Here is a 13,433-nt window from a genome sequence, read left to right as displayed (position 1 = left end):
GATCACCGGGCGGAGTGTGGCATCCAGGTAATTGTCATCGATGACATCTTCGGGTACGGTGCTGACAGTCCCCCTATTCGGACAGCCGGCCAGACGGTTGTTCGCAACGGACCGCGAAGGAGCTGAACAGTGACTACCATGCAGGACGTGGCCGAGCGCGCCGGAGTGAGCGCAAAGACTGTGTCCAGGGTCTTCAACGACGACCCGCACGTCACAGAGGACACACGTGAACGGGTGCGGTCGGCCATGCGCGAACTCAAGTATGTTCCGAATATGATGGCTCGCACCTTCCGCGAGGGCAGGTCCGCCGTCATCGGCATCGCCGTACCCGACGTTGCGGACCCCTTCTTTGCTGCCGTGACAAAAGGAATCGAGTTGGCGGCGCGCGAGCAGGACATGGCGATCGTTGTGACCAGCCTGGGGGACAACCCGGACCTGGAGCAGAGCATCATTGAATCAACGGTCCGCCGCCAGATCGATGGCCTCATCATTGCCCCGGTCTCCGCAGACCAGTCCTACCTTGCCCGCTGGCAGGAGAGCTTCCCCATCGTGTTTATCGACCGCGCACCCGTCAAGCTCAGCGCCGACTACTTTGTCGAGGACGACTTCGGAGGGGCATTTGAGGCGACCGTGCATCTCATCGCCCACGGGCACCGCCGGATCGCCATCGTCGGGGATTCGGTTGAGGTCCCCACCACTAAGCTGCGCTTGGAAGGGTACCGTGCCGCACTCGAAGCCGGCGGCCTGGGCATCGACGAGGAGTTGGTGGAGCTCGGTTCGCCCAGCGCCGACTCTGCGGCACAGGTCTGCAAGTCCCTGCTGGCCCTGCCCGACCCGCCCACTGCGATCTTCTCCTCCAACGCCAGGTTTTCGACCGGTGTTTTTCCTGCCCTTCAGGCGATGAGCAGAACCGACGTTGCTCTTATCAGTTTCGGCGACTTTCCAATGGCAGACGTTCTCCAGCCCTCCGTGTCGGTCATCGACCAGGACCCCCGGCACGTCGGACGAGTTGCGGCCGAGAGAATCCTTGCCCGGATTGGAACGCCGGACAAGAGGTTCCGACGGAAAAATGTCCTCCCGGTCAAGCTGATCGAACGCCAATCGTGCCAGTCCGTCGTTGCGGCCTCGGCACCGTTGGGATAGATGCCCAGCGAACGCGCTGACCTATTTCTACGCCGCGGTCTACGGCCCTTAAACCAGCGGCCACGGGTAGCGCATGCCGGTGCGGTCAACCGGCAGCACCCCTGCGCGGAGCAGGCGCTGCACGCGGCGCTGCAAAGCGGTGACCTCTTCGACGTCGAGGAGCTCGGCCACCTCGACTGGCGCGCCCTCTGCGAGCGGAGCGATGTCCTCGAGCAGGGCGTCCGGGATGGGCTCACCGGCGAAGTCCCAGATCACGGTACGCAGTTTGAAGCTGGCCGAGAAGCACAGCCCGTGATCAATGCCCCACACTCTTCCGTCATCGCCGCGCAGCACGTGCCCGCTTTTACGGTCGGTGTTGTTGGCGATGTAATCGAACAAGGCGATCCGCGCCAGGTCGCGGTGGGTCTCGGGGGCGTCCTCGTAAAGAGTGAAGTAATGCTCACGGAAGTCGCATTCGATGAACCACTGCAGCGAGCCGACCCCCAACGGCGCCTCCTCGCGGACCACCGTCGGCGGCACCAGACCCCACCCCAGTGAATCGCTGAGCAGGTAGGCCGCGCGTTCCCGCCGGTACAGCCCGGGCTCGAAATCGTGCAAGGGACTCTCCCCGGCCTCCGGCTTGTAGACCGCGTACGCGGCGTCGTCCGCACGGGAGACCTGGACGAGGAACGTCTCGTTGCTGCTGCGCGGGATGCGCCCGATCAGCTCGACGCTGCCCTGCGTGAGCAGCGTCAGCTCCCGGCCCGGCACCGTCGGCCCCGTTTCACTGGCTGTGCCGCCGTAAGTCCCCACCTCACTGTCCCCTCAGCCCGCTCAGCGGTTCGGACGTCGAATTCACCATGAGCACGGCGGGCGCCTGACCCTCCACAACCGAGATGGCCGACACTGAACCCGGGCTGATGACGATGCGCTGGAAGAGGTCCAGGGGCGTGCCCAGGGCGTGGGCGACGGCGGCCTTGATGGGATCGGCGTGGGAGAAACACACCACCACGCCCCCAACGTGGGCGTTTCGCAGCGCCTCCAGCGTTCCGACAATCCGCGCCTGCATTTCCGTGAAGCTCTCGCCATTGGGGAAACGGAAGGTCGAGGGGCTGTGCTGGACGGTGTGCCACTCCGGCAGGGCGGCCACGTCCGCCAGAGCAGCCCCGGTCCAGTCGCCGAAGTCGCATTCGAGCAGGCCGTCGTCGTGGTTCACGTCCCGTCCGGTGCGGGCCGCCGTCGGCTCCGCCGTCTCGCAGGCGCGCTCCAGCGGCGAGGAATAGACGGCGTCGACCGGAAGGTCCCCGAGACGCTCCGCGACCCGGTCAGCCTGGGCGCGGCCGCGGTCGGACAGGTGCAGCCCCGGTGCCCGCCCCGGCAGCACTCTGCCCGTCGTCGGCGTCTCCCCATGGCGCACCAAAAGGAGGAGCGTTCCCGGCGGACCCGGCGGCGGCCCAGATGGTGGTGCCGGCGACGCCGGCGGCATGGCTGCAGTCATCAGGATCTAAGCGTAGCGGCAGGGGTCCCCGCCCGAGCTTGCGAGGGATGGGGGGTCGCGGAGCGCTAAGGCGCACGGTTGGCCCGTGGCAGGGAATCTGGAGAAATCCCTCGATTCCCCACCCGGTAGAGGTCTACCGTAGAGGAGTGAGTGATCGCCCCGATATCTTCACTGTTGGTGAATTGCGTGCCTCCGGCCACGTGCACAAGGACCTGCGCCGCGAAATCCGCGACAACCTGCTCGCCGCGCTCGCAGCCGGCCGCGATCCCTGGCCCGGGATGTACGGCTTCAGCCGGACCGTCCTGCCTCAGCTCGAGCGGGCCCTGCTTGCCGGCCACGACATCGTCCTGCTCGGCGAACGGGGGCAGGGCAAGACCCGGCTGCTGCGCACCCTGGCCGGGCTGCTGGACGAGTGGTCGCCGGTGATCGAGGAATCGGAACTCAACGAACACCCGTACGAACCCATCACGGAGCAATCCCGTGCCCGCGTCCTCACCGAGGGGGACCGGCTGCGGGTGGCGTGGCGACACCGCTCCGAACGGTACGTCGAAAAGCTGGCGACGCCGGACACCTCCGTCGCCGACCTGATCGGCGACATCGACCCGATGCGGGTGGCCGAGGGCCGCCGGCTCGGCGACCCGGAAACCATCCACTACGGCCTGGTCCCGCGCTCCAACCGCGGAATCATCGCCATCAACGAGCTGCCCGACCTCGCCGAGCGCATCCAGGTTTCGATGCTCAACGTGATGGAGGAACGGGACATCCAGATCCGCGGCTACGTGCTGCGGCTGCCGCTGGACGTTCTCGTCGTCGCGTCCGCTAACCCGGAGGATTACACGAACCGCGGCCGGATCATCACGCCGCTGCGGGACCGCTTCGGCGCCGAGATCCGCACCCACTACCCGATAGAGCTCGACGATGAGGTGGCCGTCATCCGGCAGGAGGGGCAGCTGGTGGCCAGCGTCCCGCCCGTCATCCTGGAGATCCTGGCCCGCTACACCCGGGCGCTGCGTCAGTCCCCGGCGGTCAACCAGACCTCCGGGGTTTCCGCGCGGTTCGCCATTGCGGGTGCCGAAACCGTCGCCGCGGCCGCCCTCCGCCGAGCCAGTGTGCGCGGCGAGGACGAGGCCGTGGCCCGGATCATCGACCTGGAAGCGGCGGTGGAAGTCCTCGCGGGCAAGATTGAGTTCGAGTCCGGTGAGGAAGGGCGTGAACAGGACATCCTGGACCATCTCCTGCGCATGGCCACCGCGGAGGCCGTGCGGGCTCACTTCCACGGCATCGACATGGGGCAACTGGTGGCTGCACTCGACGGCCACACCACGGTGACCACCGGAGAACTGGTCACCGCGCGGGAGTTCCTGCAGAACCTCCCGTCCCTCAACGGCTCCCGACTCTACGACGAGATCAGTGAGCGCCTGGGTGCGACGAACGACGGGCAGCGGGCCGCCGCCGTCGAACTGGCATTGGAAGGCCTTTACCTCGCCCGACGGATCGCCAAGGAGTCCGACGACGAGGCGACGATTTACGGCTAGAAGCTAAGCAGTTCGACGGGGCAGGACAGGAGGGCCCATGAGCGTTCACAACCGGTCCAGGTACAGCCGGTACAGGGGCGGACCGGATCCGCTCGCCCCGCCGGTGGACCTGGCGGAAGCGCTTGACGCCGTCGCCGAGGACGTGATGGCCGGCTACTCGCCCAGGCATGCCCTCCAGGAGTACCTGCGGCGCGGCGGCCGCAGCCGCGAAGGCCTCGACGACCTCGCCGCCCGCGTCCAGCAGCGCCGCAAAGACCTCTTGGGCCGGCACAAGCTGGACGGTACCCTCAACGAAGTCCAGAAACTGCTGGACACCGCGGTGCTGGAGGAGCGCAAACAGCTGGCCCGCGACGCCACGATGGACAACACCGACCGCGCCTTCCGTGAGATGCAGCTGCAGAACCTGCCCCGGTCAACTGCCGCAGCGGTCAACGAGCTGGCCTCCTACGACTGGCAGTCGAGCACCGCCCGGGAAGCCTACGAACGGATCAAGGACCTGCTGGGCCGTGAGGTCCTGGACCAGCGGTTCGCCGGCATGAAACAGGCACTCGAGAACGCCACCGATGAGGACCGCGCGGCCGTCAGCGAGATGCTGCAGGACCTCAACGGGCTGCTCGACAAACACCGGCGCGGCGAGGACACCGACGCCGACTTCCAGAACTTTATGGCCAAGCACGGTCAGTTCTTTCCCGAGAATCCACAGTCGGTCGAGGAGCTGATCGACGCCCTGGCCCAGCGCGCGGCAGCAGCCCAGCGGATGCTGCAATCCATGTCCCGGGAGCAGCGGGAGGAACTGATGAACCTCTCCGCCCAGGCGTTCGGCTCGCCGCAACTCATGGCCCAGCTCGGCCAACTCGACGACAATTTGCGCGCACTGCGCCCCGGCGAGGACTGGACCGGCTCCGAACGATTCGAGGGTGAGGAAGGGCTCGGCCTGGGCGACGGCACCGGCGTACTGCAGGACCTCGCCGAGCTGGACGAGCTGTCTGAGCAGCTCTCCCAGTCGTATAACGGGTCCAGCCTGGACGACCTGGACCTCGACGCCCTGGCCCGCCAGCTCGGGCAGGATGCCGCCGTGACGGCACGCACCCTCGCTGAAATCGAGAAGGCAATGCACGACGGCGGGTACCTCCAACGCGGGGCGGACGGGGATCTCCGGCTGTCACCACAGTCGATGCGGCGGCTTGGGAGGGCGCTGCTTCGGGACACTGCCAAGCAACTCTCCAGCCGGCAGGGGCGCCGGGACACGCGCGTTGCCGGGGCGGCCGGGGAACAGACCGGCTCCAGCCGCCCGTGGGAGTTCGGCGACGCCGAGCCGTGGGACGTCACGCGAACCATCACCAACGCGATCCGCCGCACCATTGCCGACGGCGGCGACCCGGGCCACGGACTGCGCCTCGCCGCGGACGACATCGAAGTGGCAGAAACTGAGGCACGCACGCAGGCCGCCGTGGTCCTGCTCGTGGACGTGTCTTTCTCGATGGCCGCGCAAGGACGCTGGGTGCCGATGAAACGCACCGCGCTCGCCCTGCACCACCTCATTTCGACACGCTTCCGTGGCGACCGCCTGCAGCTGATTACGTTCGGCCGCTACGCGCAGACCATGGACATTGGTGAGCTCACCGCCTTGCCGGCCTTCCAGAACAAGGGAACCAATCTGCACCACGGTTTACTGCTGGCCGGCCGGTTCTTCCGCAAGCACCCCTCGATGCAGCCCGTCCTCTTGGTGGTGACGGACGGCGAACCAACCGCGCACCTGCTGGCCGACGGTGAGACCTGGTTCGACTACCCGCCGGACCCGGAGACCATCCGGATTACCGTGGCCGAACTGGACCGCCTGGGGCGTGCCGGCACCCAGGTCACGTTCTTCCGGCTCGGCGACGACCCCGGCCTGGAACGGTTCGTCCAGCGGATGGCCCGCCGGGTCGGCGGCCGGGTGGTGGCGCCCGAGCCCGGGGACCTGGGGGCTGCCGTTGTGGGGGAGTATCTTCGCGCCCACTTCCGCGGCCGCCCCTACGGCGACGCCGACTGGGCCAAATAGAAGGCTGTTGGGCACTAACCCAGAACGGTCGACGGCGGGAGGCCCCGCCGTCGTCCGCTCACCGTGGCCGCAAAACGGCGTGGTCACGGTTAGTAGCCCGCTAGACTCGCCTGCATGGGGGAAGACAACACATCTGCGGAACGTAAGCCAAAGAAGCTCGCCCGCGTATCTGCCGCCGTTCTGCCCGGGGTGGGCCTCGTCGCGGTGCTGGTGGGTTGCCTCGTCGCCTGGAACAACGCGAATGCCAGCATAGGCTGGTTCGCCTACGCGCCGCTGAGCAACCAGGTCTTCTCAGGCAGCGGCGTGGCCTTCGTAAGTCAAGGGACGCAGATCGGCCTGGCCATAGCAGTCACCGGCCTGCTCGTCCTGGCGTTCTGGGCCGGTCTCAGGATCGGCAGAAGAGCCAGCACGAAGAATCAGTAAACCGCTTGAACTCAGGAGCGGACGACGGCGGGACCTCCCACCGTCGTCCGCTCACCGCTGTCCTCAACGGGCGACTACACCCCCACAGGGAACTGCGGGATAGCGTCGGTAGATCGGGACCGTTCGTACCAGGCCGTGTACCGCAACGTTTCGAGGTCGGCGAAGCGGCGCCCGGAGATCTGCAGGCCGATTGGCCGCCCGTCACGGGTGAAGCCGCAGTTCACACTCGACGCCGGTTGGCCTGACATGTTGTATGGCAGCGTGAAGGCGATGTGCGACATTCCCTGATCAGCGTGGCCCCACGGCATGGGCCAGTCGGCAGGGAAGGCTGCGACGGACGCGACCGGGGACAGGACGGCGTCGTAGGGCCCGGTGGCGGCCACTGTGGCGCGCTGAAGTTCGCCGATCGCGTCGTAGGCTTCCAGGGCCCGCCGGCCGGAAACATCCGCGCCGCCGTGCACCCAGGTGGAGATGAACGGCAGCACCCTGCTCTTGGCGTCCGGGCTGAGGTCCACGTAGGTCCGCCAGAACCGCACCCTCCAGAAGTCGTCCACGCTGCGGAGGTAGCCCTCGTCAATGAATGGTTTGAGCTCCGTGACCTCGGCACCGGCGTCCGAGAACAGGTCCGCCGCGCGGGCTACGGCCGCGCGCACTTCGGGATCCACGGGCATGCCTGCACCGGGCTCCAAGTGAAGCGCAATTCGCTTGCCGCGCACATCGATATCGAGCTCGTTCCACGCCAGCTGTTCCGGCGGAAGCGAGGTGAAATCGCGGGCGTCCGGCCGGGACAGCACGGCCATGGCCATGGCTACTTCCTCAACAGACTGCGCCAACGGGCCGGCGGCCCGGCCCAGGTAGGGATTGTCGATCGGGATCCTGCCGGCACTCGGCTTGAGGGTGGCCAGGCCGAGCCAGGTTGCGGGAAGGCGGACGGAACCACCGATGTCGGTGCCCACGTGGAAAGATCCGAATCCGGCTGTGGCCGCCGCCCCGGCGCCTCCACTGGAACCGCCCACGGTCCAGTCCGCGTTCCACGGGCTACGCGTCACGCCGTGCAGGCTGGAGACCCCCGAGGACAGCATTCCCCAGTCGGGCATGGTGGTGGAGCCGACGATGACGCCGCCGGACTCCAGGATGCGGTCCACCACGGGTGAATTGCGGGCGGGCAGGATCGGTTCGCTGCTGGCCGTCCCTGCACGGGCGGGAACCCCCACCCGGTAGAGGTTTTCCTTGACCGTGCACGGCACGCCGTCGATAGCGCCCAGCGGTTCACCGCGCTGCCAGCGGTCCTCGCTGGCAGCAGCGTCGGCAAGGACCTGTTCCGGATCGAGGTTGCTGAAGGCGTTGATCCCAGGATTTCGCGCCTCGATGTCGGAGAGGACACCCCGTGCCACCTCCACGGGAGACAGTTCCCGCCGGGCGTATGCCTTTACCAGTTCGCTCCCAGTCAGCTCACGGGTTGCGGCGGCCGGGAGGGTTGTCTCTGTCATTGCATCTCCTGCGTGTGTCGAATGGTGGGCTTCGCTGCGATCAGCGAACGCGTGTAGTCACTGCGGGGGTTTTCGTAGATGTCTTTGGTGGCACCCTGTTCCACGATCTCGCCATGCCGCATCACAGCCACGTGGTCACACAGGTAGCGGACAACATGCAGATCATGCGAGACGAAAATCAGGGTGAGGTTGTACTCCTCCACCAGGTCAGCAAGAAGGTTCAGCACCTGGGCGCGGACTGAAACGTCCAGCGCACTCACCGGCTCGTCCGCAACCAGGATGCGGGGGCGGCACACCAGTGCCCGCGCGATCGAGATGCGCTGCCGTTGCCCGCCGGAGAACTGGTGGGGAAACCGGTCCACCGAGTCCAGCGGAAGGCCGACGGCGGCGACCATCTCCGCGACAAGCTCACGTCGCTCCTTCTTACCCATCGCAACGCCGGACTGTAGGTTGGCCGCATTCAGCAGCGGCTCGGCAATGATGTCCCCCACCCGCATCCGCGGATTGAGTGAACCCATGGGGTCCTGGAAGACGATCTGCAGGTTCCTGCGCAGTTCGGCCAGGTCCGCCTTCCGGGCGCCGTTGAGGCGGCGGCCCACCACGTCGATGGTGCCCGACGTCGGTTCGTCCAGTCCTGAGAGGATGCGCAGGAGCGTGGACTTTCCTGAACCGGACTCCCCGACGATGCCGAAGCGCTGACCGGTTTCAATCTGGAAGGACACACCCTTGAGGGCGTCGACGGTCGGGGCCGGAGCAAAAAGGGACGTCCGGCCGCGACTGTACTGCTTGGTGATGTTCTCCGCTTTCACCACTTTCGTTGGCGCCGCCGGCGCCTCGACCGGCGCAGAGGTGACCGACTCAGGTTCCTTCCGCGCCATCCGTGCAACTGAACGGCCGGGGACATAGCTTGCCGCCGTCGAAACCGTAAAGAGCCGGCCGGCGTCGTCCGTGGCGTCCAGGTCCGAAGCCGCAAGCAGCCCGCGGGTGTACGGGTGCTCGGGCCGGGTGAAGACCCGGTCAATAGGGCCTTCCTCCACCACAGATCCCTTGTTCATTACCAGGACCCGCTCGCAGGTTTCGCCCACCACGGCAAGGTCATGGGTGATGAAAAGCAGGCCGGTGTCACGCATGGAAACGGTTTTCAGGACGAGGTCCAGCACCTGCTTCTGCACAGTGACGTCCAAGGCAGTTGTGGGCTCATCGCAGACCAGCAGTGCGGGATCGTTGGCCAGGGCAATGGCCAGCACAACGCGCTGGCGCTGGCCGCCGGAGAGCTGGTGCGGGAACGCTTTCGCCGTCTCGGCGGGGGAGGGAAGTCCGACGTCGGCGAGCAGTTCCACAGCCCGGCGCTCGGCAGAGGGGCGGTTGGGCTGCGTGCCGTGGATGGTCATGGCTTCAGCAATCTGCTGGCCCACCCGCATCAGCGGGTTCAGGGCAGTCATAGGCTCCTGGAAGACCATGGCCATATTGCGGCCGCGCAGTTTCGCGGATTGGGCTTCCCCCAGCCCCACAAGGTTCCGGTCGTCGCCGTCGATCCTTACACTGCCCTGCGCCGTGAGCGTCTCAGGGAGCAGGCCCATCACGGCCAGGGACGTCAGGGACTTTCCGGAGCCCGATTCACCGATGAGGCCTACGCGCTCGCCTCTTTCGATCCGAAACCGCAGATCGTTGACAAGAACCCGGTCAGCACTGGAGATCGTGAGCCCGGAAACCTCAAGGGCCGGCCGATCCTCACGCGGTTGAAGGGCAGGCGGTGAAGTAGCAATGGATGTCATCGTGTCCTCAGCTTCGGGTCGAATCGGTCACGGAGCCCGTCGCCAAGAAGGTTGAACCCCAGGACGGCGACAGCAATCGCCAGGCCGGGGATCAACGCCAGGTAGTCGTGGCTTCCGAGGAACTGTTGTGAGTCCTGGAGCATGCGTCCCCAGGACGGGGTGGGAGGCTTGGTGCCCAGGCCCAGGAACGACAGCCCGGCCTCGGCAAGGACGGCAATGCCAAAGTTCACCGAGCACTGGACCACGATCATGCCGCCGATGTTGGGCAGAATATGCCGGGTTGCGATGGCGAGCCCTGAGCGATTGGCGGCCCGTGCGGCGAAGACGTACTCCGTTTTCATCACCTGCAGAGTGCCGGCGCGGGCCACTCTGGCGAAGGCCGGGGCTGCGCCGATGCCGAGGGCGACCATTGCCGTCACAGTGTCGGCACCGAAGACCGCTCCGAACACGATGGCGAGGAGCAAGCCCGGGAAAGCCATCACCACGTCGCTGCCGCCCATGATGAACGTTCCAACCCGCTTGGGCCGCATGCCGGCGAGGATCCCCAGGGGAACTCCAATGACGGCCGCGATGGCAACGGCCACGGTGCCCACGAAAAGCGTGGTGCGGGCTCCCACCATGATTCCGGAGAGCAGGTCCCGGCCGTAGCGGTCGGTGCCGAAGGGGTGCTCCGCGCTGGGGAAGAACAGCCGGTCGCCCGCGACAGAGCGGACCGGGTCGTAGGGCGTCCAGAAAAGGGACACCGCCGCCGCCACCGCCACAACAGCGATCAGCGTCAGGCCGATGATGAGCTGTGTGTTTCCGCCGGAGAGAATGCCGCGGAAGCGTCCGGGGGCGGGTGACGGGTTCGGAGGTGTGGCCAGCTTTGTGTCGACCGGCGTGATGGTAGTCATGAGGCCCTCCGGAGACGGGGGTCGACAACGGTGAAGCCGAGGTCGACGAGGAAGTTGATCAGAACAATGGCAACAACGAGCACGGCCACCACCGCTTGGACCGCCAGCAGGTCGCGGTTGCCGACGGAGTCGATGAGGTAGCTGCCGAGTCCGGGGATGCTGAAGACCCGTTCGATGACGACGGCGCCGATCAGCAGCCCCGCGAGCTGGACACCAACCACCGTGAGCACCGGGATGCCGGCGTTCCGGAGCCCATGGCGCAGCAGCGCGGAACCGTCGGTCAGGCCCTTGGACCTGGCCGTGCGGAGGAAATCTTCACGCATGATCTCCATGACCGCAGACCGCACATACCGGGTGAGGATGGACGCCTGTACTGATCCGAGCGCCACTGCAGGCAGAACCAGATGCCTGAGGAATTCAGCGCCTTCTGCCGGTGCCGCCCAGCCTCCGGACGGAAACCACCCGAGTTTGATGGCGAACAACGCCACCAAGAGGATGCCGACCAAGAAACTCGGTACGGCCACCCCGATCTGCGAAACACCCGAGATCAGCACGCCGGATGCGTTCTTGTGCTTCATCGCCGACAGGGTCCCTAGGGGTATTGCGACAAAGAGGGCGATCAGCATTGCAGCGCCCACGAGAATCAGCGTGACCTGAAGCCGGTCCATGACGGTGCCGGAGATGTTCTGCTGGCTCACGTAGGAGACGCCGAAATCGCCCCTGAGGAGGGCGCCCAGCCACTCGAAATACTGAGTAAGGATCGGCGCGTTGATGCCGTTCTCGGTGCGCCACGCCTCAAGCTGCTCAGGCGTCGCTTCGATGCCGAGGGCAACCGTTGCGGGGTCTCCGGGCATGATGCGCAGCAGGAGAAAAACGACGACGGTTGATGCGAGAACGGTAGCGATGAAGTTGCCAAGGAGTGCGAGAAGCCGATAGACCACGACGCCCTCTTTTCTTTGGTGGTAGGAGGGGTCAGGAAGCCCAGTTCAGGCCCTGGAGTTCCAGTGATTCGGTTACTGCGTTAGCCGCGATCCCCTTCAGTTCGGAATCGGCCACTACCACATTTGGGAACAGGAAGAGCGGAATTGAGGCAACGTCTTCCGCGGTCTTCTTCGTGACTTCCTTCATCCCCTGGACCCACTCCTCGGACGTTCCCTGGTCGGCCGCGGCGGCAATGGGGGCAATCTCAGTGTTGTCGTAGCCGATGTAGTAGTTCGGGTTGTTGAAGGTGGCCAGAATGTCCCGGGGCTCCACGGCCAGGATGACGGACATCTGGTAGTCGTGCTTGGTGAAGACCTTGTCGAGCCATACAGCGGGGAATTCGTTGGTGTTGATGGTGGCCTTGACGCCTATTTCGGCGAGCTGTGACACAACCACTTCGGAAACGGCCTTGGCGTAAGGGCGGGTGGGGACATCAAACGTGATGCTCAGGTTCTCCGCCCCGGCCTCTTTCAACAGGTCCTTGGCCTTCTGGAGGTCCTGCTTGTACATGCCCGTCAGGTCTTCGTAGTAGGGGTCGGTGGGAGGCACCATGGCGCCGATCCTCGCGCCGTTGCCCGCCCACGCGGTGTCCATAATGGCCTGCGGGTCCAGCGCATAGGCGATGGCCTGACGGACCCTGACGTCTTTGAAGGGGGCGGTCTTGTTGTTCAGGGAGAGCAGGATCTCGCCGTTGGAGGAGCCCTGGATGACCTCGAACTTGCTGTCGGATTCGAACTGGGAAATGAGGTCAGGAGCCTGCATGTTGAAGAGCATGTCGACGTCGCCGGACCGGAGGGCATTGGTGCTGGCCACAGCATCGGCGAAGTAGCGGAACCTGACATCGGTGACCTCGGGCTCCTCGCCCCAGTATCCGGCGCGGGCCGCGAGGCCGATGTGGTCGCCCTGGACGCGTTCGGTAATCGTGAAGGGTCCCGTGCCGATTGGCTCGGTCGCCAGCTTGGCGATGCCGCTGGGATCGAACATCAGGCCCACGGTGCCGGTCATGTCGAACAGCCATGCGTTGCTCGGTGTCTTCAAAACCACTTTGGCCTCGGTGGGGGACACGACCTCTACGTGATCCAGCAGCGACATCTTGGCCTGGTTGATCTTCCAGTTCGTGGCAACCCGTTCCAGCGAAAACTTGACATCTTCGGCGGTGAAAGCCTCGCCGTTGGAAAAAGTGACGCCTTCGCGGAGCTTGAAGTCATAGGTGGTGCGGTCATCGCTGACAGTCCAGGATTCCGCCAGCCGAGGCTGGACGGTGCCGTCCTGGTCCAGGGTGACCAGGCCTTCATAAACGTTGTTCATCAGAACCTGCGGAATGGCGGAGCCGGCAATTGCCGTGAGGTCAAAGTTGGCCGGTTCGCCGGTGAGCCCGATCTTGACGGATGGACTGTGCGTTCCGCCGCTGTTGGCGGAAGAACCCGCTCCGGCTCCGGCACTGCACGCCGCAAGGGCGAGAATGGCGGCGGTTGCCGGGGCGAGTATGGATATCCGTTTGGTGAATGCGGTCATTTGGGGCGCCTCCAAAGTCATGGGTGGACGTGCGTGGAGTAATTCCGGCCTAGTTAGGCTACTGGTCTGACCAGTTGCATTCAGACTAGGATGGGGTATCAGCGCAGATCAAGGCGGAAACAAAGATTTAACCTGCGGGTCCGCAATCGAAATGAAGGAA

Annotated in this window: 11 protein-coding genes; 4 read left to right on the top strand and 7 right to left on the bottom strand. The window is 65.6% G+C overall.

Annotation, left to right across the window (positions count from 1 at the left end; translation table 11 throughout):
- Positions 1 to 138: 138 nt before the first annotated feature.
- A complete protein-coding gene (locus J7I79_RS01500) occupies positions 139 to 1,143 on the top strand; it encodes a LacI family DNA-binding transcriptional regulator (RefSeq protein WP_251042297.1) in 1,005 nt (334 codons plus the stop codon).
- Between the two features lie 48 nt (positions 1,144 to 1,191).
- Here the strand turns inward: J7I79_RS01500 and J7I79_RS01495 are convergent, their stop codons facing one another.
- On the bottom strand, positions 1,192 to 1,893 hold the full coding sequence (locus J7I79_RS01495; RefSeq protein ID WP_214950022.1) for an SCO1664 family protein: 702 nt from the start codon (positions 1,891 to 1,893) through the stop codon (positions 1,192 to 1,194).
- A 43-nt stretch (positions 1,894 to 1,936) separates the two neighbouring features.
- A complete protein-coding gene (locus J7I79_RS01490) occupies positions 1,937 to 2,620 on the bottom strand; it encodes an MSMEG_4193 family putative phosphomutase (protein ID WP_396020145.1) in 684 nt (227 codons plus the stop codon).
- Between the two features lie 146 nt (positions 2,621 to 2,766).
- Here J7I79_RS01490 and J7I79_RS01485 point away from each other — a divergent pair, with 146 nt between their 5' ends.
- The 3 genes from J7I79_RS01485 (at position 2,767) to J7I79_RS01475 (ending at position 6,619) form a co-directional block, all read left to right on the top strand.
- Positions 2,767 to 4,155, top strand: coding sequence for a sigma 54-interacting transcriptional regulator (locus J7I79_RS01485; RefSeq protein WP_214949335.1), 1,389 nt, complete (start codon positions 2,767 to 2,769; stop codon positions 4,153 to 4,155).
- Positions 4,156 to 4,192: 37 nt separating this feature from the next.
- Positions 4,193 to 6,196 carry a VWA domain-containing protein gene (locus tag J7I79_RS01480; RefSeq protein WP_214949334.1) on the top strand — a complete coding sequence of 668 codons (2,004 nt, stop codon included), beginning with the start codon at positions 4,193 to 4,195 and terminating at the stop codon, positions 6,194 to 6,196.
- Positions 6,197 to 6,310: 114 nt separating this feature from the next.
- Complete coding sequence (locus J7I79_RS01475) at positions 6,311 to 6,619, top strand: hypothetical protein (RefSeq protein WP_214949332.1); 309 nt, start codon at positions 6,311 to 6,313, stop codon at positions 6,617 to 6,619.
- 74 nt (positions 6,620 to 6,693) lie between these two features.
- Here J7I79_RS01475 and J7I79_RS01470 read toward each other — a convergent pair whose 3' ends face one another.
- The 5 genes from J7I79_RS01470 to J7I79_RS01450 are packed head-to-tail and all read right to left on the bottom strand — an operon-like array spanning position 6,694 to position 13,273.
- Positions 6,694 to 8,109: an amidase gene (locus J7I79_RS01470; protein WP_214949330.1), complete on the bottom strand. Its 1,416-nt coding sequence runs from the start codon at positions 8,107 to 8,109 to the stop codon at positions 6,694 to 6,696.
- Positions 8,106 to 9,884 carry an ABC transporter ATP-binding protein gene (locus J7I79_RS01465; RefSeq protein WP_214949328.1) on the bottom strand — a complete coding sequence of 593 codons (1,779 nt, stop codon included), beginning with the start codon at positions 9,882 to 9,884 and terminating at the stop codon, positions 8,106 to 8,108. Before J7I79_RS01465 ends, J7I79_RS01470 begins: the two co-directional genes overlap by 4 nt.
- Positions 9,881 to 10,777 (bottom strand): ABC transporter permease, encoded by an 897-nt coding sequence (locus J7I79_RS01460; RefSeq protein ID WP_214949326.1) that lies wholly within the window; start codon positions 10,775 to 10,777, stop codon positions 9,881 to 9,883. Before J7I79_RS01460 ends, J7I79_RS01465 begins: the two co-directional genes overlap by 4 nt.
- Positions 10,774 to 11,718, bottom strand: coding sequence for an ABC transporter permease (locus J7I79_RS01455; RefSeq protein ID WP_311380493.1), 945 nt, complete (start codon positions 11,716 to 11,718; stop codon positions 10,774 to 10,776). Before J7I79_RS01455 ends, J7I79_RS01460 begins: the two co-directional genes overlap by 4 nt.
- A gap of 31 nt (positions 11,719 to 11,749) precedes the next feature.
- Positions 11,750 to 13,273 carry an ABC transporter substrate-binding protein gene (locus J7I79_RS01450; protein ID WP_214949324.1) on the bottom strand — a complete coding sequence of 508 codons (1,524 nt, stop codon included), beginning with the start codon at positions 13,271 to 13,273 and terminating at the stop codon, positions 11,750 to 11,752.
- Between the last annotated feature and the right edge of the window lie 160 nt (positions 13,274 to 13,433).

It is taken from the genome of Arthrobacter sp. ISL-69 (assembly GCF_018613775.1).
Classification (GTDB): Bacteria; Actinomycetota; Actinomycetes; order Actinomycetales; family Micrococcaceae; genus Arthrobacter.
Note: the sequence above shows the minus strand (reverse complement) of the source record. Positions and strands in the feature narration are given on the sequence as shown.